Origin of the sequence: Staphylococcus sp. HMSC069D12 (assembly GCF_001810405.1) — a bacterium.
In the GTDB taxonomy this organism is placed as follows: Bacteria; Bacillota; Bacilli; order Staphylococcales; family Staphylococcaceae; genus Staphylococcus; species Staphylococcus haemolyticus.
The window spans coordinates 172,959-196,741 of the sequence record NZ_KV801132.1; the positions used below are offsets into that span (position 1 = coordinate 172,959).

Genomic DNA, 23,783 nt, shown 5'->3' on the forward strand with positions numbered 1-23,783 from the left:
GAAGGCTGAGGTTTTGCCATTAAACTACACCCGCGTAGTAAACGATTATGGGGCGGTTGAAGGGAATCGAACCCTCGAATGTCGGAACCACAATCCGATGCGTTAACCACTTCGCCACAACCGCCAAAATGATTGAATGGTTCAGGACAGAATCGAACTGCCGACACATGGAGCTTCAATCCATTGCTCTACCAACTGAGCTACTGAACCGTAATAAGTAATGGCGGTCTCGACGGGAATCGAACCCGCGATCTCCTGCGTGACAGGCAGGCGTGTTAACCGCTACACTACGAGACCTATTAAAACTATGTATTGCGGGAGGCGGATTTGAACCACCGACCTTCGGGTTATGAGCCCGACGAGCTACCGAACTGCTCCATCCCGCGCTAATATTATTTACGTCTCAAAAATCAGTACCTAATAACTATATCATTTTATATTGTCTGATGTCAATATTAATTTTAAATAAATTTTACATTCATTTAATTGAATCTTCATATTGAAATGCGACAATTGTCTAATAGTCATCGCCTTTTCGAATACTTTATTAGTATATATAGTATCATTAACTTAGTCAATAAGTATTGCAAACTATTTTGTGTAAAAAAACGCTACATTTAAAATATTTTAATTAAAGATACCTATTGGATATCTAATTGCACTTGAAAGTATCTCTATATTTAATTATCAACCTTAATAATAATAAAAAGTAGGTAGCTTTAACTCCCTACTTAAATTAGTTTAAATATTGAACGTATTAATAATTAAATCACATGTTTTATTATTTAGTCATGTAATGTTGCATTTTTTCTTGTAATTCAGTAAAAGATACAAAGCCTTCTTCTTCTAAGAAATGTCCACCTTCATCAACAATTTTAGTCTTACCACCTAATTCGTCAATTAAGTTTTGAGTTTCTATGTAAGAAACATAAGAATCATCTTTTGAAGCTAGTCCATAAAAGTGATTAACTTTAGTTTTAATTAAGTCATAATCAACATTAAACTCCCCTACTTTTATTGAATCGTCTATTTTCTTCGCATCTTCTTTAAATCCTGCTATACTGAAGAACCCCTCAAATGGTTCATAAATTGATAGACCTTCAATGTATTTCAAAGTAGCCAATGAACCATACCCATGAGTGACAAAATAAGTATCTTTAGATAAAAGTTCAATTTGTTGATTTAATTCGAAGACCCAATTGTCTATATTATCATTCTTACTTTCATCTAAATGAAATAATTGAACATCATAACCTTCTAGTTCTAAATTATGTTGCAACCACTTATACCAGTGGTTATGAGAATTTCCTAATTGTGAATGAACTATAATTACATTAGTCATTAATATTTTTACCTCCTTAAACTAAATAATAATTCTCAATTTATATAACAAAACACTTTTAAAGAGGCAAATTCACCTCAAAAAAAGTGTTTAAATTATTATATTTCATCAAGCAATTCTTCCACAGCATTTTTACCTTGTTGAATACAATCTGGAAGCCCAACCGCTTCAAATGGTGCTCCTGTGATTCTGAGTGCAGAATAATTATTTTTAACGTGTTGTTGAATTTTTCTTATTTGACTAATATGACCAATGTGATATTGAGGCATGCTTTTAGTCAAACGATTAACAATTGTAAAATCCGGATCTCCATGAAAAGTCATCATTTTATTTAAATCACGACGTGCGATAGTCGCAATTTCTTCATCAGTATGATCTTCAACAACTGTATCACCTGGTTTACCTACATAAGCTCTAATTAAAACTTTTCCTTGCGGTGTAGTAAAAGGCCATTTTTTACTAGTCCAAGTACAAGCTGTAATATTAGTATTACTTGTTCTCGCGATGACAAAACCAGTACCGTTATATGTGTTTTCAATATTCTTCTCATCAAATGCAAATACAACCGTTGCAACTGAAGTAGAATCCATCTCGTTAAAGTATTTAAAAGCTTGATCGTGATTGAACCATTTCATAAATGTTTGATGAGGCGTAGTAATTAAAATACCATCAAATTGTTCACTGTATTGATCAGTTGCTATTTCATAATTGTCATTGTTAATAATGATATCTTCTACATGTGTTTGATATTTCATCTTTACGCCTTTATCTTGTACATTTTTAGTTAATGCTTCAATAAATGAACTTAATCCGTGACGAAATTGTCTAAACTGACCTTTAGGGGCACCAGGGTATAATTGACGTTGTTTAATTCGTTCAGCCTTTTCGTGTTGCATACCTTTGATTAAACTACCATACTTCTCCTCTTGTTCTTTAAAATTAGGAAATGTACTCATTAAACTTAATCGATCTATATCAGTACCATAAATACCACCCATGAGGGGTTCTATTAAATTTTCAAGCACTTCATTTCCTAATCGTCTTCTAAAAAACGCTCCAACTGATATATCATCCTCAATTTTTATTGGGGGTATTACTAAATCTAGTCCCGCTCTTAGCTTACCTATTGGTGAAATAAGTCTTGTTTTTAAAAAAGGTTTAATATCAGTTGGGATGCCCATAATCGAACCACCTGGTATAGGATACAATTTATTTTTTGCGAAAATGTATGACTGACCTGTTTCATTAGTAATTAAATCATCTTCAAGTCCAATATCTTTTGCTATATCAGTCATGATTGTTTTTCGTCCAAGATAAGATTCAGGGCCTAGTTCAATAGTATATCCATCTTTACGATACGTCTGTATCTTTCCACCTGGTCGATTTGTCGCTTCAAAAATGGTTACATCTATATCTGGTTTATAATGTTTTAAATAATATGCGCTTGAGAGGCCAGTTATACCTGCACCAATAATTGCAACTTTTTTACTCACATTGAGTCCCTTCCTTTATTAAAAAACTGTTTTTATTTCATCCACGATAGCATTAATAAATAATGGATCCGTGTTAGGCATTGTTGGACGATAGTAATTTGCTCCTATCTCATCACACACAACTTTACATTCATAATCATTATCATACAGTACTTCTAAATGCTCACATACAAAACCTACAGGCGTGTAGATAAAGTGTTTATATTGATATTCGTTGTACAACGTTCTTGTTAAATCTTGTACATCGGGTCCTAACCAAGGTGTACCTGTGTTACCCTCAGACTGCCAGCCTTGAGCAACGTGTTTAATATTTGAAGATGTTTGTAAACGATTCATTGTATCTTTTAATTCATCAGGGTATGGATCATTATTTTTTTCAATTAAACCTTTAGGCAAACTATGAGCTGATACAACTAAGATTGTCTCATCATGTTCATCTTGAGGAATTTGCTCTAAAGTTTCATTGATTTTATTAGTCCAATACTCAATAAATTTAGGTTGGTGATAATAATGTTCAACATGATGTAAAGCAATATCGTATTTATTGGCTTCCTCTTTTGCACGTTTATTGTATGATCCAACTGAGAAACTAGAATAATGTGGTGCTAAAACAACAGTAACCACTTCTTTAATACCATCTTTATACATTTTTTCTACAGCTTCTTCAATATATGGAGAAATATGCTTTAGACCTAAATACAATTTATATTCCACATCTTCATAAACTTGATTTAAAGCATCTTTTAATGCTTCAGCTTGACGATCAGTAGTGCCAGCTAAAGGAGAAAGACCACCAATAAATTCATATCGGTCTTTTAAATCTTGTAATTCCTCATCAGTTGGTCTCTTACCATGTCTAATATCTGTATAATATGCTTCAATATCACTCTCTTTATATGGTGTTCCATATGCCATAACTAATAAACCTACTGTCTTAGTCATTAAATAAAACCTTCCTTAATCTTTGTATTCTTAATACTATTTACTTGTATAATCATGAACAAATTGAGTAACTCGCTTTAATGTATCAGGTTGTACTTCAGGAAAAACACCGTGTCCTAAATTAAAAATGTGTTTACCTCTTTCCATACCCTCGTCCAGAATTTCACGTACTCTATGCTCTATTACGTCCCAAGGCGCGAGTAACAATGAAGGATCTAAATTACCCTGTAACGTTTTATTAACACCCATTTGTGTAGCTGATGAGATAGACGTACGCCAATCTAATCCTAGGACATCTATTGCTAAGTCATTCCATTCATTAATTAGATGGCTTGCACCCACTCCAAACATTATGACAGGAACATCATATTTAGCTTTAATTCCATTAATTAACTTATCCATTGAAGGTTTAATATAATAGCGATAATCTTTAACATTTAAAGCTCCAACCCATGAGTCGAAAATTTGAATCAGCTCTGCGCCCGCTTCAACCTGAGCAACCACATAGTCAACTGATACTTGTACGAGATGATTCATTAAGGCAAACCATGTTGCCTCATCTCCATACATCATTGCTTTAGTATAATTATAATTTTTTGAAGGACCGCCCTCAATCATATAAGAAGCTAATGTAAATGGCGCACCTGTAAACCCAATTAATGGTACATTCAATTTCTCTTGTGTTAGCAATTGAATTGTTTCGAGTACGTACGGTACATCACGTTTTGGATCAATTTGTGTTAATTTATCTACATCAGATACAGATTTAATTGGATTGCTAATGACTGGTCCAATACCTGATTTAATATCAACATCAACACCAATTGGTTTCAAAGGTGTCATTATATCTTTATATAAAACTGCTGCATCAGTATTATAATTATCAACTGGTAATTGAGTTACATAAGCACATAATTCAGGTTGATGTGTGATGTCGAAAAGAGAATATTTCTCTTTTAATTTTCGATATTCTGGTTGTGAACGGCCAGCTTGGCGCATAAACCATACAGGTGTATGAGATGTTTTTTCACCTTTAATTGTTTGTAAAATTGTATTATTTTTATTATGCACCTTATAGTCCTCCTAAATTAAAATCATTCTTATCTATAATATCATATGCTGATATAATTATCGTTTATCTACACTTAAATGTCATAAAAAAGACAAAGCATAAATGTACATTTCAATTCACTAAATTATAATAATTTATTAAACATAATTATAGTATATTTATATGCTTAAAAATATCCCTCAATAAGACTAAATGGATTTTTAAAATATTTAAACAATACATACAATTATTATAGCTAGTATCATTAATTAATCGTATAATATAAACAATAAAGGAGGTATGAGTCATGAACATATATACAACTTATGGGACTTATGGTTACTTAAATCAAATCCGAACAAATAATACTAATAGAAATCTATTTTTATTTTCAACAAATGATTCTTCTGTAATTATTGAAGAATCAGATGAAAAATCAATTTTAAAACATCCCACTGTTTACACAACTGTTAATTCTATTAATGACTTAGATCAAACACATTTTTACTCAGCAATATTTATCCCTTCTTCTGATGATCATGTTCATCAATTAGAAAAACGTATTGCAAATTTGGAATTAAATTTCGATAAGTTTGCCGGTTTTAAAAGTTATCGTTTTTTAAAGCCTGTTCAAGGAACAACTTACAAAGTTTATTTTGGTTTTGCTAATCGCCAAACTTACGAAGATTTTAAAGAAACAGATACATTTAAGGATTATTTTTCAAAAGATGCATTAAGACATTATTTTGGTTCTAGTAGCCAACATTCTAGCTACTTTGAGAGATATTTATATCCAATCAAGGAATAATAAAAAGGTTGCCTTTTAACTAGATGTAGTTTTGCTTGTTCTAGTTATAGGCAACCTTTTTAATCTTTAAGTAGTGATTCTTGATATTGTAACTTCTTAATTGTGCTTCTAATCGTTAACCACCCTACTATAAAGAAGATTAGAGCGAAAAAGAAATATTGTGGGTATATACTGATAAATGCAATTGAAAAAATTAATCCTATAATTAACATTAAACGATAAAGAAATTTTTCATAACCTTTAATCACTTCGACATCTGGTACTGGCCAAACTTGAGGCCATAATCCATAAGCTTGTTGCGTATAAAATTGAGACATTTGCAATAATGTAATGTACATGAACAGACATCCAATAATTGCTGAAACAATAGGAAACGATAGCCAAATCATTAGCACTAATGCAATGACAATCAGTCTAAATATAATACTAAAAGCATCTCTACCTCTTACAAAGCTACGTGTAAATAGATATAAATACATATTTTTAGAATTAAATTTCCGGCCTTTAGGTGTAGGTAATAAGAAATCTAAATATCTACGTCTAACTGCAGACTCTTTTAAATGTTTAACATCCGTAAACATATTTACGAATTTATAATAATTTGTATGGTGTCTTTCTTCAATACCTATCATTCGCTCCCATGGATATAAATTAACTCGATTTAATTTAGGTAACGCTAACATTCCACCAAGTAATATAAACGTAAAGATAACTCCCCAGTACATTTGGTAACCCAATATTAAGTCATATGTTACTAAATTAATCAAAAATAAAATTAAACTTATACTCCAACTTGATTGCTTTAGTTGATACCATTGCCATCTCACTTTCAATCCAATCCATGGGTGTATCAATGTTAAAATACTCAAGATGATAAATGGTGTTATGAAATCACCATCTAATTTAGAAAATAATGGAAACAAGATAATGAGTATTACTAGTTGTATCGCTATTCTATTAAAATAGCTGTAGCGAATGCTTAGGTTCATATAATTTTTCATATGTTTTTCAAAAGGCAATAAAAATATTCTATCTGCATCTTTTAAAAATGTTCGTATTGGAAAGATAGATGTTACAGCTAATATTATACTAGCACATAACGCATAATCTATATGTTTAGGTATATGTTGCAACCATTGACCATAACCTAATATAAATGCTCCCAATAAAATTAATAAAAATACTGAAAAATGGCCATTAAAAATAAATTTATTATAATAACGCTTCTCTTTTTGAATGGTGTTCAATCTAGATTTAAATAATGAAGTAGCTGAATTATCCATTTTCTTGACCACCTTGTGTGACATGTATATAGATGTCATCAAGTGTGTGACCACTTAATCCAGTTTGTTTACGTAGCTCCTCTAAATCACCGAAAGCAACCACTCTACCTTTATCTAAAATAATAAATCGATCACAATAACGTTCTGCAGTTGCCAAAATATGCGTACTCATTAAAACAGTACGTCCTTCATTTTTCTTTTCTACCATTAAATCCAACATAGATTGAATCCCTAGTGGATCAAGGCCTAAAAATGGTTCGTCAATAATATATAATTCTGGATTAACAATGAACGCACATATTATCATCACCTTTTGTTTCATACCTTTAGAGAAATGACTAGGAAAGACCTTTAATTCATTCTCTAATCTAAATGTTTTAAGTAAAGGTCTTGCACGTTTCATTGCTTCTTCTTTACTCAATTGATATGCCATTGCAGTCATCGCAATATGCTCTTCTAATGTTAATTCTTCATATATAATTGGTGATTCAGGTATATAAGATAACTTTTTTCGATAAACTTCGATGTTATCTGTAATTTCTGTATTTGAGATAGAGAGATTACCCTCAGTTGGCGTTAATAAACCTAGCATATGTTTAATAGTTGTGCTTTTGCCTGCACCATTTAATCCAATTAAACCAACAATTTCCCCTGCTTTTAATTCAAAATTTATATCTTCAATAACAGGACGTTTCCCATAACCACCTGTTAAATGTTCAACTTTTACTGTCATAAGGCACCTCCATGAATAACATTGTACCAAAATTAGCTTTTAACTACTAAAATTACATTTACTTCACTAACGAAATTTTATTTTACAAATGCTATAATAAGCTATAAATACGTAAAAGGAGTGCATTCAAATGGCTGAAACTGTATTTAGTAAAATTTTATCTGGAGAGATTCCAAGCTTTAAAGTTTATGAAGATGACTTTGTTTATGCATTTTTAGATATTTCACAAGTGACTAAAGGTCATACATTATTAATTCCTAAAAAAGCGTCACCAAATATTTTTGAAACTGACGAAGAGACAATGGCACATATTGGTACCGCTTTACCTAAAGTCGCTAATGCAATTAAGAAAGCTTTTAATCCTGATGGTCTAAATATCATACAAAATAATGGTGAGTTCGCAGATCAATCAGTATTCCATATTCATTTCCATTTCTTACCACGATACGAAAATGATATCGACGGTTTCGGATACCATTGGGAAACACATGAGAACGAAATTAATGATGAACAAAAACAAGCTATCGCTGATCAAATCAAAGCGCAATTTGATTAATTCTGCATATTGAATGTCATTTTAGGGTAGTATACAATTATAATTAACTTGTCGAAATATGATTGTTGTAGAATCTGAAATTTATTTCATTTCTTATTCTATTATTATCCGTTAACGACATAATAAGTGAGGAGAATAGAACATGAAAATATCACGCGTATTATTTGGTATTACTGCGGGAGTAGCATCTGGAATTGCTGTTTCTTGGTTAAACCGTGATGATCAAAGCGTAAAGAATAACACGATTGATTCTAAAGAACCTACTGGGTCTCGCTCTGAATTAGAACGTGAAATTGAGTCACTTAAACGTAATTTCTTTAACATTATTGATTATAGTAAGCAAGTAAAAAATGATGGTGTCTCATATGGTAGCGAAATTGGAGATGAATTTAAAACACTAATTGGTGATTTTAAATCTGATATTAATCCTAATATCGAAAAATTACAATCACACATTGAAAATCTACAAAATCGTGGCGAAGAAATAAGTAATACTTTTTCAAAAGATAATAAATAAAGTTTAATCATTAGATCAAACTGTGATACGGGAGTGGCGTTGAAATCATTATGAATATTTCGCTACTCTCTTTATTAATGCCAAAATTGGCTTGACTGTTGTTACTGATAGTTAGATAATACGTAGCGTATATAAATAAGACCTATTAAGAGGTGTCAGTATGTTTCTATGTAAACGTCAAATTGATATTCATGCACGATTTGGTGTACCAAGAATTGCATTTTTAAGTTTTACTATTACAGTCATCGCATTTTTAATTAGTTATGAAATAATGTATTATTTTGTAAATACACCTTTATCAGATCGACATTTTGTTATCTTATTAATATTTGTTGCACTTATGTACCCTATCCATAAAGCATTACACCTTCTCTTTTTCTTACCTTATGTTAATTCATTTAGAATTCATAAATTAAACAAAAAACGTTGGTTACCCTATTTTAATACGTATGTAAGTACGCCTGTACATAAGATATACTTTTGTATTAATTTAATTTTACCTTTTATTTTAATAACTATATTTTTGATTTTTCTAACGATGCACTTTCCGCAATACGGACACTATTTTATGTTTTTGCTTGCGTTAAATTTTGGCATATCTGTAATGGATTTTTTATATCTTAAGATTATTATTTTTTCAAATGAAGGTCATTTTATTGAGGAGCATCAAACAGGTATAAATATATTAAACAAAGTGCCATATCAATCTTTTCATTAAGTATCATAGTATCGAGCTTGAAACATATGTTATGCCTCAAGTTCGATACTTTTTTAATACTTAAGCCCTACTTAATCTCATACTTTGGCAGTATCTAGCCTGTTTCTAATTGGTGATGTTTTCATAATATGTTATAGTAACGTTGTTATTAATGTAAAAGGAGCTATCAACTATGAAAATTATGAATAAATTAATTGTTCCAGTAACTGCGAGTGCTTTACTTTTAGGTGCATGCGGTTCAAATGCAACAGATTCAGAAAGTAATACATTAATCTCTTCTAAAGCTGGAGATGTAAAAGTAAAAGATGTAATGAATAAAATTGGTGACGAACAAATTGCTAGTACGTCATTTAGCATTGCGTTGAATAAAATTCTAGCTGATAAATATAAAGATAAAGTCGATACAAAAGATATCGATGATGAAATTAAAAAAGAACAAAAACAATATGGTGGCAAAGATCAATTTGAAAGTATGCTTAAACAACAAGGTATGTCTTTAGATGATTATAAAGAACAGAAAAAACTTGCCTCATATCAAAAACAATTATTAGCTGATAAAGTTAAAGTGTCAGACAAAGAACTTAAAGAAAACACTAAAAAAGCTTCTCATATTTTAATAAAAGTTAAATCAAGCAGCAGTGATAAAGAAGGTTTATCAGACAAAAAAGCTAAAGAGAAAGCTGAAAAAATTCAAAAAGAAGTTGAAAAGAACCCAGATAAATTTGGAGAAATCGCTAAGAAAGAATCTATGGATTCTTCAAGTGCCAAAAAAGATGGTTCTCTAGGTTATGTAGTTAAAGGACAAATGGTAAGTAAATTTGAAAAAGCACTATTTAAACTAAAAGAAGGTCAAGTTTCAGATGTGGTTAAAACGAACTATGGTTACCATGTCATTAAAGCCGATAAAGAGAATGATTTTGATAAACAAACATCTAAACTTAAAGCCAAACTAATCGAACAAAAGGTACAAAAAGATCCTAAGATTTTAACAAATGCGTATAAAGATTTATTGAAAGAATATGATGTAGATTATAAAGACAGTGATATCAAGAAAGCTGTAGAAAACACTATTTTAAATCCTGAGAAACTTAAACAACAACAGTCATCTTCAGATAGTTCTTCAGCTGCATCAGGTTTATCTTCATAATTTTCATAGTAATAACATTAAATAGTAAGGGAGCAAGTCGATCAATTCGTTAAGAATTAAGACTTGCTCCCTTTCACGTGTTCAAAATTGTATAAAACAAGCGTTTTTACCCACTACATTGTCTATACAATAATTGACATTGTAAGGTAAAAACGCTTTTTAATTAGTCTAATTTTTCTGGATTGTAAAACTGTCTATTTTCCATACCAAAAATTCGTTCAGTAAATTGACCTTTATCGGTTTTCTTAAATGCTTTTTCAAACATATTCATTTTCGCATCGATATTGTCAATAAAGAATAATATTTCTGCTTCTTTTAAATGTGGTAACTTAGGTGATCCAAATTCCATTTTTCCGTGATGTGCTAAAATCATATGACGAAGTAACATCACTTCTTCACCATCAATTCCTAACTCTTTCGCCGCTTCCGCCACTTCATCACTTGCAATTGATATATGTCCTAGCAAATTACCTTCAACTGTATATGTTGTAGCCACTGGACCACTTAATTCCCTTACTTTACCTAAATCATGCAAAATAATTGAACTATACAACAAACTACGGTTTAACAATGGATAAATGTTGCATAATGACTTAGCTATTTCTAGCATTGTAAGTACGTGATAACTTAATCCACTTGCAAAATTATGATGGTGTGAACTTGCTGCAGGATACGTAAAGAATTTATCTTGATATTTTTTCAATAAATGACGTGTTATACGTTGTAAATTAGCATTTTCAATATCTAATATATAGTGTGAAATGTTTTCTTGGATTTCATCCGGAGATAAAGGTGCACCATCAACGAAATCTTGAGTCTTAAATCCGTCTTCTGGTTTAGCTAATCTAAACTGATTGACTTTCATCTGTTTACGACCTCGATAATTAATCACGTCGCCTTTAACCCAAACAATTGTTTCGGGTTGAAGAATCTGCATATCTTCTTTACTAACAGTCCATAGTTTGGCTTCAATATCACCACTTTTGTCTTGTAAGAATAAAGTCATATAGTCTTTTCCTTGAGCAGTAACACCTTGTGTAGCTCTATGAATTAAGAAGAAATTTTCAACCGAATCTCCTGGATTTAGCTTTTCTACATTTCTCATCGTTTTCCGCCTTCCTCTAGTTTATTTAAAATTAGCATCTCTTTAGAAGGAATTGCAGCATCTTTCATACAAGTGAAGTATAACACTTGATAATCTTTGGCTAATTCTCTTAAATAGTTTAACATCATTGATTTTCTTTGTTTATCAAAATGAACAAAAGCATCATCAATAATTATTGGAAATGGATAATAAGGTCTTAAAATCTTAATCAAACTAATTCTAAGTGCAATATATAATAATTCTTTCGTTGATTGACTTAGTTCAAGTGGATGATACATTTGGCCATTATTGTGTTTAACCATTATTGTATCATTTTCATAAGTTATCATATTGTAATTCCTTTGTGTCAGATCCGTAAATATATTTACAGCTTCATTTATAACTTGAGGTAATCGTTTATCTTTAATTTGGTTAATATGTTCATTTATTAATGCTTCTAAGTAACTTAAACTAGCCCAATCTTTAGCTAAATCATTCATTCTATTCTTCAAGTTATAATAATCATGTCTTAACTTAGATAATGTTTTATCTGTCTCCATGTAATTAATTTGAGCGGTTAAGTCACTAACTTCAGTTTGTTTATCTAAATACTGATCGTTATATGCATCAACTTGTTTAGCAAGAAGCGCATCTTCTTCTTCCAATTGAGCAGTTGTTTTTTCGCTCAAATTCGAACTATCTTCATAAGAGAAATTTTGATTTTCGAGATATGCAGTTAAATCATTAAATCTTGCAAGTTGTTGGTGATACAATTGATATTGCTCGTAAGATTGATAAAATGCTTCTTCACTTGAAACATTGATATAAGTAAATAATGTATTAATAGTTTTTTCATTTTCTTCTAATTGTTCTTTTAATTGTTTCAATTCATTACTTAATAACTCAATTTGACTTTTAAGTTGTTCTTTCTTCTCTTTATTACTTTCGTATTTAGAAATCCAGCTCTTCATATCATTAAATAGTGAAACTTTATTAAATGGTGTGATTTCATTTCCAGTATTTTTAAGCGCATTATCATAAAAATGCGTCAATTTCTGATTTACTTGTTGATGTTGATCTAATAATTTACTGCGGTAACTGTCATTTGATTTAAGTTGATTCATAGTTTTAAAGCTATCTAGTAATAAAACATCTGTCATTTCATTAGGTACTTTCACATTTTCTTTAACTGCATTTAATTTTTGAGTTAAGTCATTGATTTGTTGTTCTGTTTTTGTCAGTAAATTTTCTTGATGATTTAATTTATTAGCTAATACTCTTTTATTGTTACTTGCATTACTCCAACGTTCACGAAGTTGAAATTGTTGATCTAAGTCGAAGTTTAAATCGTAATTAGATTCCAAATCATTAATTTGTTGTTCCAAATCATTAATTTCTTCACTAATTGATTCACTGTAATCAATTTCTTTTGTCTTAACCAAGAAAGTACCAACAATAAATATGACAGTTAAGATTGCAAATATAACTCCGAAAATTAAATTATGTGTCACAAATGAGAATAGTGTTAAACCCAGACCAACTATAGATAACACTATAAAACTTAATCTAAGCCACCAATTTCGCTTTTGCTTTCTTTCTTTATCAGAATTAAAAGTATCTTTAAGTTTGTTATACAGATTCTCTTTCTCATGTAGTTCTAACTTTTGTTGATTATATTGTTTCTTTTTATCCAGTGAATCTTCAGAAACTAAATCTTTTTCCAAGTTTTTTATTTCCTGAGATAGCGTATTTTGTTCAATTTGATTTTCATCAATAGCTCTTTCAACTTGTTGTTTTAACACTTTTTGTTCATTTCGCGTCTTGATAATTTCACTAACATAATTCTTCATAGATTCAGAGGTATCTGTATTGTGATAAACTTCTTGCCAACCAATACTTGTTTTCAAATCAGCTTCTTTACGCTCGTAATCATCAATTTCTTGCTTAAGTGAAGAAGATTTCATTTCAGCTTGTTGAATTTCATTTTCATCACGCGTTAAATGATAAATATGATTAGCTGTATCTTCGTTCAAAGCAGGAATTGCATTAAATTCATTCTCTAATTGTTTTAATTTCTCTTCACGCAAACTTATATCTCTAGCTAGAGATTGTTTGTAATTTGAAGCTGTTTCATAACGCTCGATCCCTTTTTCCGGAAAACTTAATGGCTCAATATTAAGTTTTTGCTCTAAATCTTTCCATTCTTGGGCTTGTTCATGAATAGCAAGTTGCTTTTGTTTACTTTCATGCATTTTTGATAATTGGTTTAGATTGGCTTTTAAATGTTCCAAATGACGTTGTGATTTATCTCTATCATCAACTAAACGATGATAGTCATCTAACTTAGACTCTTCTTCTCTTATTTGGGCTTCAAGGTTTTTCAATTCATCGAGCTGTTGATTGAGTATTGGGTTTTTTCCAGCCTTTTTATAAAGCGTGGTTTTCTTTTGACTGACCATTTTATTCATCATTGTGAACTCAGAAGAACCTAATGCACCTGCTTCAAGTAAATAACTTTGTAACTGGTCCTCATCTAAGTTACGGTGAATATCTTGTAATCCAAGCACATTAAACGAGAATATACCTTGATAAGTTTTCTTAGAAATGTAATTTAATTTTTTCTTGAGCCAAGCTTCGTCTCGAATCAAACCATTTTCTAAGTGAACTTTTACATCACCTGAAATGCTACCTTTAACTCTCTCTACTACGATCTCTGATTGGTCATCTATTATAAGCGTAAGTTTTCCCCCATACTGGTTACCCATACGTGGTTCAAGTCGAGGTTCTTTTTCTTTTTTCGTTGGAAAGCCAAAAAGTATAGAATGTATGAAAGCTTGAATCGTTGATTTACCAGCTTCATTCTCACCGAAAATTTCCGTAAATTCACGGTTGAACTCTATTTTACGATGCACAAATTGACCATAGCCATAGATCTCTAAAGATTTAATGATCATCACTTTCACCTCTCATGTCTGCCTTTAAAATGTTCTCAGCGCGATTAACAAGTTCAACAGTGTCAAACTCAGTATAATCTTCTAAATATTTGGATGCTCTAGGGTTTAAATATAATTCAGTCATCGCCTCTTCAAACACTTTATTATCTTTGATTAAATCAGCTGAAAATTCTCTTACAAGAGGTACTTCATCCATTTGGATATAATTAAATGTGAGCGTTTCTATGATTACGAAGTGATGTTCATTTTCTTCATAGTCATCAATCATTTCTTTAATTTGACTAATGTCTTGTGAAGATATGGGTCTATCACTGTCAACATTTACAGTTAATCTATAAAAAGCCTTTCCATCAGAACGTACGCTTTCTTTGAAGGATTGAATTGCTTCATAGATACCTTGTTTTGTAAGTTTGTCAGTATTGATAGTAGCTTCTTCAAATCTAATTTGTTGCGTTGGAATAAAAGTAGCGTTTAATCGTAAATGGTCACCTTCAACCAATAAACATCCCTTAGGTCCTTGCTCACCAAAATGACGTCCTTGAATGTTTCCAGGATAGTAAATTGGAGGCATATCACTTAATTCTTGTCTTTCATGAATATGGCCAAGTGCCCAATAATGATATAGTTTTTGATTCAAATCTTCTAAAATAAATTCAGTATAGCGATTTTTAGTTGAAGATTTACTATAAGTACCGTGTAACATTCCAATATGAATACCTTTTTTACCTTGGCTAGATGGATACTCATCAATTTTATTTTCATAACTTGTATCATTTTGATAACTAAAACCATGAACAAAAATTGTCTCTCCATCTTTTGTGATAGCTTGATATGTTTCTACTCTATTTGAGAAGACCGAAACATTATCTGGCCAATCATTAGTAATTTTTTCAGTAAGTGGATCATGATTACCATGACTTATGTAAACGAAAATTTGTTCTTTTTCTAATCGCTTAAATTGTTCTTTCAAGAATACTTCAGCACGCAACGTACGATTCTCACTATCAAATAAATCTCCAACGATGAGAACAAAATCAACTTCTTCTTTTAATGCTGTATCGACAATCTTCTTAAAGCTTTCATAAGCACTGTTTTGAACATCTTCAAAAATTGATGGCGCCAAATGACTTTTAGATTTAAAGGGGCTGTCGAGATGTAAATCTGCACAGTGAATAAATTTTATCATTGAAATGAGCTCCTTAATTGCATCTTCGTTTATCTTTATGTATTCCTATATTTTACCATAACTTATTTATTTGGGTCGATGAACTTATATATTAAAAAAGCTACAAAGCTTTCAATTGAAAGTTTTGTAGCTTATTGTGCTAACAATTAGTCAGCGTAAATTTCATCTAAAGGTTTAACAATGATTTGGTTAATTTCTTGGAATACTTGGCTCATTTTTTGCTCAGCTTGCATTAATTCAGAAATATTTTCATCTTTTTCAATTGCTTGAGCTTGTTCTTGAGCTTTTGCTAAATCTTCTTCAGGAATTTCTTCACCTTGCATTTGTTTTTGTTGGAAACTTAATTGAGTTTCACGGAACTCATCGAATAATTTTTTTGATTCTTCATTATCTTTAACTTTAGAGAAAGCATCTTTAATAGCTTTATATTCATCACTATCTCTTAATGCTTGTTCTAGTTGATTTGCATAATCATATAAATTTACTGCCATGTTTGTTTGCACTCCTTAGTGAAAAGTAATTTTGACAACTCTTTATTACCATAACATATTATTTATAGTTAGACAAAGATTGCGACTATACCTTGGAAGAATCCTATAATACCACCCAAAATAAAACCTAATGACATGATAAGTTTTAACTCTTTATTAGCGATTTCAATAATTAATCTTTCAATATAATCTAAGTCAAAGGTATTAATTTGATTTTCAACCATCTGACGTAAATTTATTTTTGTCATTATCGGTGATAAATGATTAGATGCTTGTTTAATTATTAAATCAGTAATTGTATTAGCAACTCCTACTTGAATTTGATCAACTAATTTTGGTGTTAACCTACTGATTGGAGTATCCATTTTTTCATTTAATTGTAAATTTGTCATGATTAAATGCACCAAGGATTCACTTATATTTGTAAATTGTTCTTCTTTAACAACATGACTTAAAGATTGAGATTTTAATGTTTCATATTCATCTCGAATCACTTTGTCAATAATAACTTTTGCTTTAGGGTGTCTTGTTAAACGTATTAATTCATGTTGAACACGTTCAGCAATACTTTCTTTAGTCATAAACATTTGTAATAATCCAACAATTTTACCTTTTTCAGTAAAAAATGTATCTAGCATATCGTAAATATCTCTAGCACCTTTATCTGAAGAAAGATAATTACGTGCACGTTCTCGAATTAAATCTCCTGCTTGGTCTAATTTTTCATCAACCATTGTTATTACTTCTGCAGGAAGAATTTCATTAATTGATGTTGCCTGTTTATCATAGTAATAATTATTCAATTTATTTATTATGGTTTTATCTAGCTTATTGTTAATGAGGTCATCAAGATCAAAATCAAATTGATTTGCAAACTTTCGTATTGTAGCATCGTCACTTTTTAGTTTAGACAATTGCTTTATTACTAAATCATTGATTGCTTCACGAGTATTTGGTTCATTTAACTTTTGATATATAACTGACTCTGTTATCAAATGTTCTTCAATCACTTGACCTATCTTAGTAGCAATTTCTTCCCTTCTTTTAGGAATTAGACCAGGTGTAAATGGTATACGCATCTTGAATATATAATATGGTTTAAATGGATGGAATAACATTCTTATTGCAATTACATTTGTTATGCCTCCAATTACAGCCCCTACTACTACCATAAATAGGATAACAAAAAAAGCTTGCATCTCGATTTCTCCTTAAAAATTATTTTCACAATATGATGATTATATCACTTTGGAATATATGGTTCCTTAATTTTACTTTGCATTAAAATTGAAAATGCAGAAATGTTTTGAAATAAAAAAATCGAGCCGCGATATCAAACATCTTAGGCTCGTCTTTTAATTAATATCAAGTTAAACTTAAGCTGAGAATTTCTTGATATAAGAATAATCTCGGTTCAATCAGTTTTACAATTAAGCTATGTAGTCTCAAAACATTATGTTCGCCATATGTAATAACCACATACCTTGAATGTATATAAATTAAAAGTGATTAAATCTGGTGTGATTCTTCTATCACTTTCATATTAAATCATAATATTTTAACTATTATTAAACGTGCATTAATTCCTCTTTAGCATTTCTGTTAAAGTATGTTTCAGCTTCTCTTAATTTTGAAGTGCCAAAGATAGGTTGCTTTTCTGAATTTAATACTCTATATATGTTGCTTACTTTATTACTTTGTAACATAAAACCATTACGTGTTTCGATAGTATTCCAATAAATATCACTAGTTGTTGAATGATTTGGATATGCACAATGATTACGTGAAATAGTTTGAACAATTTCTAAAGGATCACAACCGAACGTATTATTTAAAACATCTGAATCTCTGAATAATGCACAAATTGAAACACATGTTGTCCAGTTTGGTAACACACGTTCTTTCTCAATTTGAACTAATGTTTTTTTTGAAAGGCCAATTGTTTGAGCCATAGTATCTTGCGTATAGCCCGCTTCAATTCTTACCATTTTAAATTTTGTTTGAATTAAATCTGTGAAACTCTGTCTATCCATATTTTATTCTCTACCTTTCTAATAGGGGTTAATTTATCCGGACACAAGAAATTGCAATAATACACATTTCTTGAAACACAAATTACATCTTAATATATTTTCAATAAAATGAAAAGAGGAATTTTTGTTTTTGTATACAATTTTATTAATGGCGAAATTATCAAAATAATTAAATTAATTTATTTGCTAACTCACTTCTAATAATCCTTTACATTTTAATTGTATTTTCATTCCTAGCTCTTTAACGATTTATTATATTACACTCTATACAAGTTTATTTTCAATAGCATAAATTGCTGCTTGTGTACGGTCTGTTACACTTAACTTATTAAATATATGACTAACATGTGTTTTTATTGTTTTTTCAGAAACGAATAACGTATTTGCAATTTCTTTGTTCGTTTTACCTTTTACCATTTCAGCTAATACTTCTATTTCTCGTTTAGATAGCTTATTAGTATTATGTGGTTTTGAAGATACGGTGTCTATTACACTTTGTGCTTCTGGATTAATAATCCGTTTATTATTTAAAACGTCATGTATCGTTTGAATTAATTTTTGAGGCTCAACATCCTTCATTTCATATCCATCTGCCCCTTTATTAATAGCTGAAATAACATGTTCATCATCTACATAACTTGTTAATACCAATACTTTAATATCAGGGAAATGACGTTTCACGTATTCTGTCACTTCAATACCATTCATTTCAGGCATTACCAAATCAAGAAGGATGATATCTGGTATATCATGTTCATTTAAATAATTAATTAAAGATTGACCATCCGATAAGCTTGCCAAAACTTCCAAATCAGCCACCGTCGATAAAAGGAATTCCAATCCTTGTCTTACAATATGATGGTCATCAATCAATATGACTTTAGCCACAATTTTTCTCCTTTCACCAATTTACAAAGGAATCTCTAAAGATAGCGTTGTTCCTTTGTTAGGCATTGTATCTATGTTAACTTGTCCATTTAATGCATAAATTCGTTGACTTATGTTTTTTAACCCTTGTGATGAAGTATTAGTTTCTTTATTCATATCGAAACCAATTCCTTCATCTTTTGCAATAATTATCAACTTTTCTTTATCTTGTTTTAAAATAATATGTACTGAATTAGTTTGAGCATGTTTTTTAGTATTATTTATACATTCCTGTAATATCCTGTAAACGTTCTCTTCTACGATATTTGATAAACTAATAATTCCATCAACACTTATTGTTAGTTTTATATTAAGAATTTGTGCATATTGATTTAATGCCTGCACCAAACCATGCTCAAGACCTACTGGTTTAAGTTGCCAAATTAGTGTACGCATTTCATTAACCGCATTTTGACTTGTTTCTTCAATTGTCTTAAAAGCTTTTTTCGCAATTTCATCTGTCGTTATGTCATGTGCTGCATGAGCGGTCAATTTTAATGAAAATAATAGTTGGTTTACTGAATCATGTAAGTCTCTTGCTAAGCGATTACGTTCATTTAATCTAGCTGCCTCTTTTTCTTGATCAGTTAAATAAATGCGTTTAATTGAAGAGCCAATCTGTAAAGCGACCGATTCTAATAGGGCTAAATCCTGTTCGCTATAACGCGTAGTATATGGTGATGCAACATTGAGTAAACCATATTGTTCTGTGCCAGAGCGTAGTGGCACTGTAGCATGGTGTGTTACACCTTCTGTTGCTGCTTTATATGCTTGATTTGCTAAATTTATTCTAGAACAATTGATTATGTTAGAAGCCTTCGTTAAACGCTCATTATGATACGCAGTGACACACCAACAAGATCCCTCTTTCATATAACAGCAATTATCCTTTTTTAATGCACCTGGGAGATCAACATCAGCTACTATCTCGTGATGGCCGTTATTATCTATAAAGAAAATCCAACCAGTTGTAAAGTTACTACCATTTATTAAATAATTCAAAGCACCGTGCATCATATTATATAATTCTGTTTCCTCATTGAGATATTCTGCTATTTCTTTTAATAATGCTAAGCGTGTTGGTTTTTCCATGAAATCGCCTCAGTTACTCATATTTGCATTAGTCTTATTATACAGTGAGATTTACATTTTTAAAAATGTAAAAATTTTTAAGTTACATATTATTATTTATTATGAATTTCGTAAGATTGTGATTAATATACGTTATTAGCAATCTAAGATATGGTATGATTAATGCGAATGCTATTAGGAGGAAATTATGAAGTTTAAAATACATGAGAATTATAATCAAAATACGTTGAGAGAAATCTTTCAATCATTGAAATTGCCTAAGAAAGACTTACATCAGTTAAATATGTCAAAAGATATAACTATAAACAATCACCCTGCGAAATTAACAGATAAAGTGGTTACCGGGGATGATATTTACATTCCAACACCAGTAGAAAAAAGTAATTACTTACCTAGTTATCGTTACGCACAAATTAGTTATGAAGATGATGATTTAGCTATTGTCATGAAACCTAAAGGCGTTAAGACTCATCCAAACGATTTAAAAGAGAGTAACACTTTAATGAATCATGTTATTTATACGTTAGATAGTGAATATGTCGAACCTATTCATCGCTTAGACCAAGAAACGGTTGGTTTACTCATTGTAGCTAAGAATCCTCTAATGAAAAAAATTCTAGATCGTATGTTGGAAGAAAATGAAATTACAAGAATATATAAGGCTAATGTTAAGTCATTATTACCAATTAAACCTCAAACTATTGATAGTCCTATAGGTAAGGATAAATTCCATCCTAATAAACGACGAATTTCTAATACAGGTCAACGAGCAATTACGCATATTCTTTCCTCTAAAATGATAAAAGAAGGCGTATGCCAATTGGATATTAAATTAGATACGGGCCGTACCCATCAAATTAGAGTTCATTTAGCTGAAATTGGTCATCCTGTTATAGGCGATCCTTTGTATGGTAATTCTACATTACGCCAACTAGAACTTAATAGTCATAAAATTGAATTTAAACATCCACTCACTCAAGAATTAATATCAGTTAGTTTGGATGATGAATAAATAATAAGGAGTAACTATCGATTCATAGACAGTTACTCCTTTTATTAGTTATATGTGGTTGTTTTTTAGTGTGGATCCACCATATCTTCAGGTTTTATCCATTCTTCAAATTGTTCTTCTGTAACATGACCAGATTGAATAGCCGATTCTTTTAATGTTAACCCTTCTTTATGTGCTTTCTTGGCAATTTGAGCAGCTTTTTCATAACCAATGTGTGGATTTAGCGCAGTAACTAACATTAATGATTGATTTAAATAATTATTAATGTTTTCTTCAATTGGTTCAATGCCGACTGCACAATTATCATTAAACGTTTGCATACCATCTGCAAGTAAGTAAATTGATTGTAATGTATTATGAAGAATTACTGGTTTAAATACATTTAATTCAAAATTACCTTGAGAACTTGCAATACCAACTGTAGTGTCATTACCCATAACTTGTACTGCAACCATAGTTAACATTTCACATTGTGTTGGATTTACTTTACCAGGCATGATTGATGATCCTGGTTCATTTTCAGGAATTGAAATCTCTGCAAGCCCCGCTCTAGGACCAGATGCTAACCATCTAATATCATTGGCGATTTTCATTAAGTCTGCTGCTAAGGCTTTTAACGTACCATGTAATTGCACGACTTCATCATGTGAAGTCAACGCATGGAATTTATTTTCAGATGATACAAATTTATATCCAGTATTCTCTGAGATAAATTTAGCAACTTTATTACCAAATTCTGGATGTGCATTAATACCTGTACCTACGGCAGTTCCACCGATAGCCAAACTTAAGATATGTTTTTTTGATTCAGCTAATAATTCTTCACATTTATCTAACATATAACGCCAGCCACTAATTTCTTGACCTAATTTAATTGGTGTCGCATCTTGTAAATGTGTACGTCCAATTTTAATAATTAATTGGTATTTATCTTCTTTTTCTTTAAAAGTATCACGTAAATGTTTTAATGAAGGTTCAAGTTTCATTTCAACTTCATGATATAATGCAACATGCATTGCTGTTGGAAATGTATCATTTGAACTTTGAGATTTATTCACATCATCATTAGGATGAATCGATTCATCGATACCTTGTTCTTTTAAATATTTATTTGCTACGAAGCTGACTACTTCGTTAACGTTCATGTTACTTTGCGTACCGCTTCCTGTTTGCCAAACAACTAGTGGGAAATGTTCATCTAATTCCCCTTTTAAAATTAAATCACAAGCGTAAACGATTGCATCTTTTTTAGCGTCACTTAGTTTTCCTAGTTCATGATTTGCTAATGCTGCACCTCGTTTTAATTGAGCAAATCCATATACTACTTCAATTGGCATACGTTCTTTACCTACAGGAAAGTTTCGTTTACTTCTCTCCGTTTGTGCACCCCAATATTTATCACCAGGTACTTCAATCTCTCCGAATGTATCGTGTTCAATTCTTACTGACATGCGATAATCTCCCCTTATACAATTATTTATTCATAGTATAGCATTATTTAAATTAAAGGGGCAATGCATTACTAAAGCGGTTTCAATAATACAAATTCATATCATAGATATAAAAAATAACGATTGAAACAATGATTTAATGTCCCAATCGTTATTATCTTTGAAAAATTTTGTCTTATCGTAATTGACCGTTGCTTGCTTAAGTTAGACTTGATATTTAACTTTTACTGCTTTAATAACAGCTAAAGCACTCAAAATATAAAATATAATACTTAAAGTTATTGTAATAGGACTAATTTGAACTAGAAATCCTATAAAACCAGTGAATTGCTCATAAATATCATTTAAAGAATAAATTAAAATACCAGTTATTAAAATACAACACAACACACTTATGAACACACCTGTTTGATTACTCTTAATAAAAGGCTGAGCACTAATATTATCAATTAAGCCTTGAGATAACTTTAATTGTAATTTTATGATTTTAAACAAAATAGGTAAGTAAAGTGCACCGAATGCTATTGGAAATCCTTTTATAGAAAGTAAACTAATAATAATTGTGGCAATCGTAAGTGGAAGCCAATATCTATGTAACATTTTAAGCTCTCCTTATACATTTTCATTGAATTTTATTTTACCATAATTTTTATAGCATTAAATTGAATTAAATGATTGATTGATGAATTTACGCACTCAAATGACAATGTATATTGCTTCATCAAAAAATAACCTAAGACATCTTTAACATCTTAGGTTACTTGGTTCATAACTAATATTTATTTTGTTAATTATCATCAAGTTAAAATTTACTCATGCGATTGATTCAACTTGTCCTCATCGTTTTCTTCAGAAATTTGTTCCATTTCTTTGCCCAATGTTTTCAAGTCATCTAAATCTTGAACCATCGCATTTTCTTCCTCATGATAATTTAATTCTGAATCTTTATTTTTAGTCATAACT

23 protein-coding genes and 4 tRNA genes are annotated in these 23,783 nt (G+C 30.5%); 6 read left to right on the plus strand and 21 right to left on the minus strand.

The annotated features are described in order from the left end of the window. Positions 1-48: 48 nt before the first annotated feature. The 8 genes from HMPREF2737_RS10950 to hemE form a co-directional block, all read right to left on the minus strand. Positions 49-124, minus strand: a tRNA-His gene (locus HMPREF2737_RS10950). 13 nt (positions 125-137) lie between these two features. After that, positions 138-210, minus strand: a tRNA-Phe gene (locus HMPREF2737_RS10955). An 11-nt stretch (positions 211-221) separates the two neighbouring features. Beyond that, positions 222-297, minus strand: a tRNA-Asp gene (locus tag HMPREF2737_RS10960). Positions 298-312: 15 nt separating this feature from the next. Further along, positions 313-386: transfer RNA gene (locus tag HMPREF2737_RS10965), tRNA-Met, on the minus strand. 395 nt (positions 387-781) lie between these two features. After that, positions 782-1,342, minus strand: coding sequence for an RBBP9/YdeN family alpha/beta hydrolase (locus HMPREF2737_RS10970; RefSeq protein WP_037552231.1), 561 nt, complete (start codon positions 1,340-1,342; stop codon positions 782-784). Between the two features lie 98 nt (positions 1,343-1,440). Beyond that, complete coding sequence (gene hemY / locus HMPREF2737_RS10975; protein ID WP_037552228.1) at positions 1,441-2,835, minus strand: protoporphyrinogen oxidase; 1,395 nt, start codon at positions 2,833-2,835, stop codon at positions 1,441-1,443. Positions 2,836-2,853: 18 nt separating this feature from the next. Continuing rightward, the gene (gene hemH, locus HMPREF2737_RS10980; protein ID WP_037552226.1) at positions 2,854-3,777 is read right to left on the minus strand and encodes a ferrochelatase; all 924 of its coding nucleotides are present in this window, start codon (positions 3,775-3,777) and stop codon (positions 2,854-2,856) included. 36 nt (positions 3,778-3,813) lie between these two features. Then, positions 3,814-4,848: a uroporphyrinogen decarboxylase gene (gene hemE / locus HMPREF2737_RS10985; protein WP_037552223.1), complete on the minus strand. Its 1,035-nt coding sequence runs from the start codon at positions 4,846-4,848 to the stop codon at positions 3,814-3,816. A 287-nt stretch (positions 4,849-5,135) separates the two neighbouring features. Here hemE and HMPREF2737_RS10990 point away from each other — a divergent pair, with 287 nt between their 5' ends. Continuing rightward, positions 5,136-5,636, plus strand: coding sequence for a hypothetical protein (locus HMPREF2737_RS10990; RefSeq protein ID WP_037552221.1), 501 nt, complete (start codon positions 5,136-5,138; stop codon positions 5,634-5,636). 59 nt (positions 5,637-5,695) lie between these two features. Here the strand turns inward: HMPREF2737_RS10990 and HMPREF2737_RS10995 are convergent, their stop codons facing one another. Then, complete coding sequence (locus HMPREF2737_RS10995; RefSeq protein ID WP_037552218.1) at positions 5,696-6,919, minus strand: ABC transporter permease EcsB; 1,224 nt, start codon at positions 6,917-6,919, stop codon at positions 5,696-5,698. Next, the gene (locus HMPREF2737_RS11000; protein ID WP_037552216.1) at positions 6,912-7,652 is read right to left on the minus strand and encodes an ABC transporter ATP-binding protein EcsA; all 741 of its coding nucleotides are present in this window, start codon (positions 7,650-7,652) and stop codon (positions 6,912-6,914) included. The genes HMPREF2737_RS10995 and HMPREF2737_RS11000 overlap by 8 nt, the downstream gene beginning before the upstream one ends. A gap of 130 nt (positions 7,653-7,782) precedes the next feature. Here HMPREF2737_RS11000 and HMPREF2737_RS11005 point away from each other — a divergent pair, with 130 nt between their 5' ends. From HMPREF2737_RS11005 to HMPREF2737_RS11020, 4 genes are all read left to right on the plus strand, one after another. Then, entirely contained in the window at positions 7,783-8,208 is a 426-nt protein-coding gene (locus tag HMPREF2737_RS11005) for an HIT family protein (protein ID WP_037552213.1), read from the plus strand. A gap of 142 nt (positions 8,209-8,350) precedes the next feature. Further along, complete coding sequence (locus tag HMPREF2737_RS11010) at positions 8,351-8,725, plus strand: YtxH domain-containing protein (RefSeq protein WP_037552211.1); 375 nt, start codon at positions 8,351-8,353, stop codon at positions 8,723-8,725. Between the two features lie 160 nt (positions 8,726-8,885). Continuing rightward, entirely contained in the window at positions 8,886-9,443 is a 558-nt protein-coding gene (locus HMPREF2737_RS11015) for a DUF3267 domain-containing protein (protein ID WP_037552209.1), read from the plus strand. Between the two features lie 172 nt (positions 9,444-9,615). Then, positions 9,616-10,590, plus strand: coding sequence for a peptidylprolyl isomerase PrsA (locus HMPREF2737_RS11020; protein WP_070650063.1), 975 nt, complete (start codon positions 9,616-9,618; stop codon positions 10,588-10,590). A 163-nt stretch (positions 10,591-10,753) separates the two neighbouring features. Here the strand turns inward: HMPREF2737_RS11020 and yhaM are convergent, their stop codons facing one another. The 8 genes from yhaM to HMPREF2737_RS11060 all read right to left on the minus strand — a co-directional run bounded on the left by yhaM (position 10,754) and on the right by HMPREF2737_RS11060 (position 20,357). Further along, entirely contained in the window at positions 10,754-11,695 is a 942-nt protein-coding gene (gene yhaM / locus HMPREF2737_RS11025) for a 3'-5' exoribonuclease YhaM (protein ID WP_037552205.1), read from the minus strand. After that, the gene (locus HMPREF2737_RS11030; protein ID WP_037552203.1) at positions 11,692-14,628 is read right to left on the minus strand and encodes an ATP-binding protein; all 2,937 of its coding nucleotides are present in this window, start codon (positions 14,626-14,628) and stop codon (positions 11,692-11,694) included. The genes yhaM and HMPREF2737_RS11030 overlap by 4 nt, the downstream gene beginning before the upstream one ends. After that, positions 14,618-15,814 carry a metallophosphoesterase family protein gene (locus HMPREF2737_RS11035; RefSeq protein WP_037552201.1) on the minus strand — a complete coding sequence of 399 codons (1,197 nt, stop codon included), beginning with the start codon at positions 15,812-15,814 and terminating at the stop codon, positions 14,618-14,620. Before HMPREF2737_RS11035 ends, HMPREF2737_RS11030 begins: the two co-directional genes overlap by 11 nt. A 146-nt stretch (positions 15,815-15,960) precedes the next feature. Then, positions 15,961-16,305: a YlbF/YmcA family competence regulator gene (locus HMPREF2737_RS11040; protein WP_011275418.1), complete on the minus strand. Its 345-nt coding sequence runs from the start codon at positions 16,303-16,305 to the stop codon at positions 15,961-15,963. Between the two features lie 68 nt (positions 16,306-16,373). Then, positions 16,374-17,504, minus strand: coding sequence for a DUF445 domain-containing protein (locus HMPREF2737_RS11045; protein WP_037552199.1), 1,131 nt, complete (start codon positions 17,502-17,504; stop codon positions 16,374-16,376). A 369-nt stretch (positions 17,505-17,873) separates the two neighbouring features. Further along, complete coding sequence (locus tag HMPREF2737_RS11050) at positions 17,874-18,338, minus strand: XRE family transcriptional regulator XdrA (RefSeq protein ID WP_011275416.1); 465 nt, start codon at positions 18,336-18,338, stop codon at positions 17,874-17,876. A 264-nt stretch (positions 18,339-18,602) separates the two neighbouring features. Next, positions 18,603-19,226: a response regulator gene (locus HMPREF2737_RS11055; protein WP_037552195.1), complete on the minus strand. Its 624-nt coding sequence runs from the start codon at positions 19,224-19,226 to the stop codon at positions 18,603-18,605. 21 nt (positions 19,227-19,247) lie between these two features. Then, a complete protein-coding gene (locus HMPREF2737_RS11060; protein ID WP_037552193.1) occupies positions 19,248-20,357 on the minus strand; it encodes a GAF domain-containing sensor histidine kinase in 1,110 nt (369 codons plus the stop codon). A 187-nt stretch (positions 20,358-20,544) separates the two neighbouring features. Here HMPREF2737_RS11060 and HMPREF2737_RS11065 point away from each other — a divergent pair, with 187 nt between their 5' ends. Further along, the gene (locus HMPREF2737_RS11065) at positions 20,545-21,369 is read left to right on the plus strand and encodes an RluA family pseudouridine synthase (RefSeq protein ID WP_037552191.1); all 825 of its coding nucleotides are present in this window, start codon (positions 20,545-20,547) and stop codon (positions 21,367-21,369) included. 65 nt (positions 21,370-21,434) lie between these two features. Here HMPREF2737_RS11065 and fumC read toward each other — a convergent pair whose 3' ends face one another. The 3 genes from fumC to HMPREF2737_RS11520 all read right to left on the minus strand — a co-directional run bounded on the left by fumC (position 21,435) and on the right by HMPREF2737_RS11520 (position 23,779). After that, complete coding sequence (gene fumC, locus HMPREF2737_RS11070; protein WP_037552189.1) at positions 21,435-22,820, minus strand: class II fumarate hydratase; 1,386 nt, start codon at positions 22,818-22,820, stop codon at positions 21,435-21,437. 204 nt (positions 22,821-23,024) lie between these two features. Continuing rightward, the gene (locus HMPREF2737_RS11075; protein ID WP_037552187.1) at positions 23,025-23,420 is read right to left on the minus strand and encodes a hypothetical protein; all 396 of its coding nucleotides are present in this window, start codon (positions 23,418-23,420) and stop codon (positions 23,025-23,027) included. A gap of 209 nt (positions 23,421-23,629) precedes the next feature. Beyond that, on the minus strand, positions 23,630-23,779 hold the full coding sequence (locus tag HMPREF2737_RS11520) for an SAS053 family DNA gyrase inhibitor (RefSeq protein ID WP_011275410.1): 150 nt from the start codon (positions 23,777-23,779) through the stop codon (positions 23,630-23,632). Positions 23,780-23,783 lie beyond the last annotated feature (4 nt).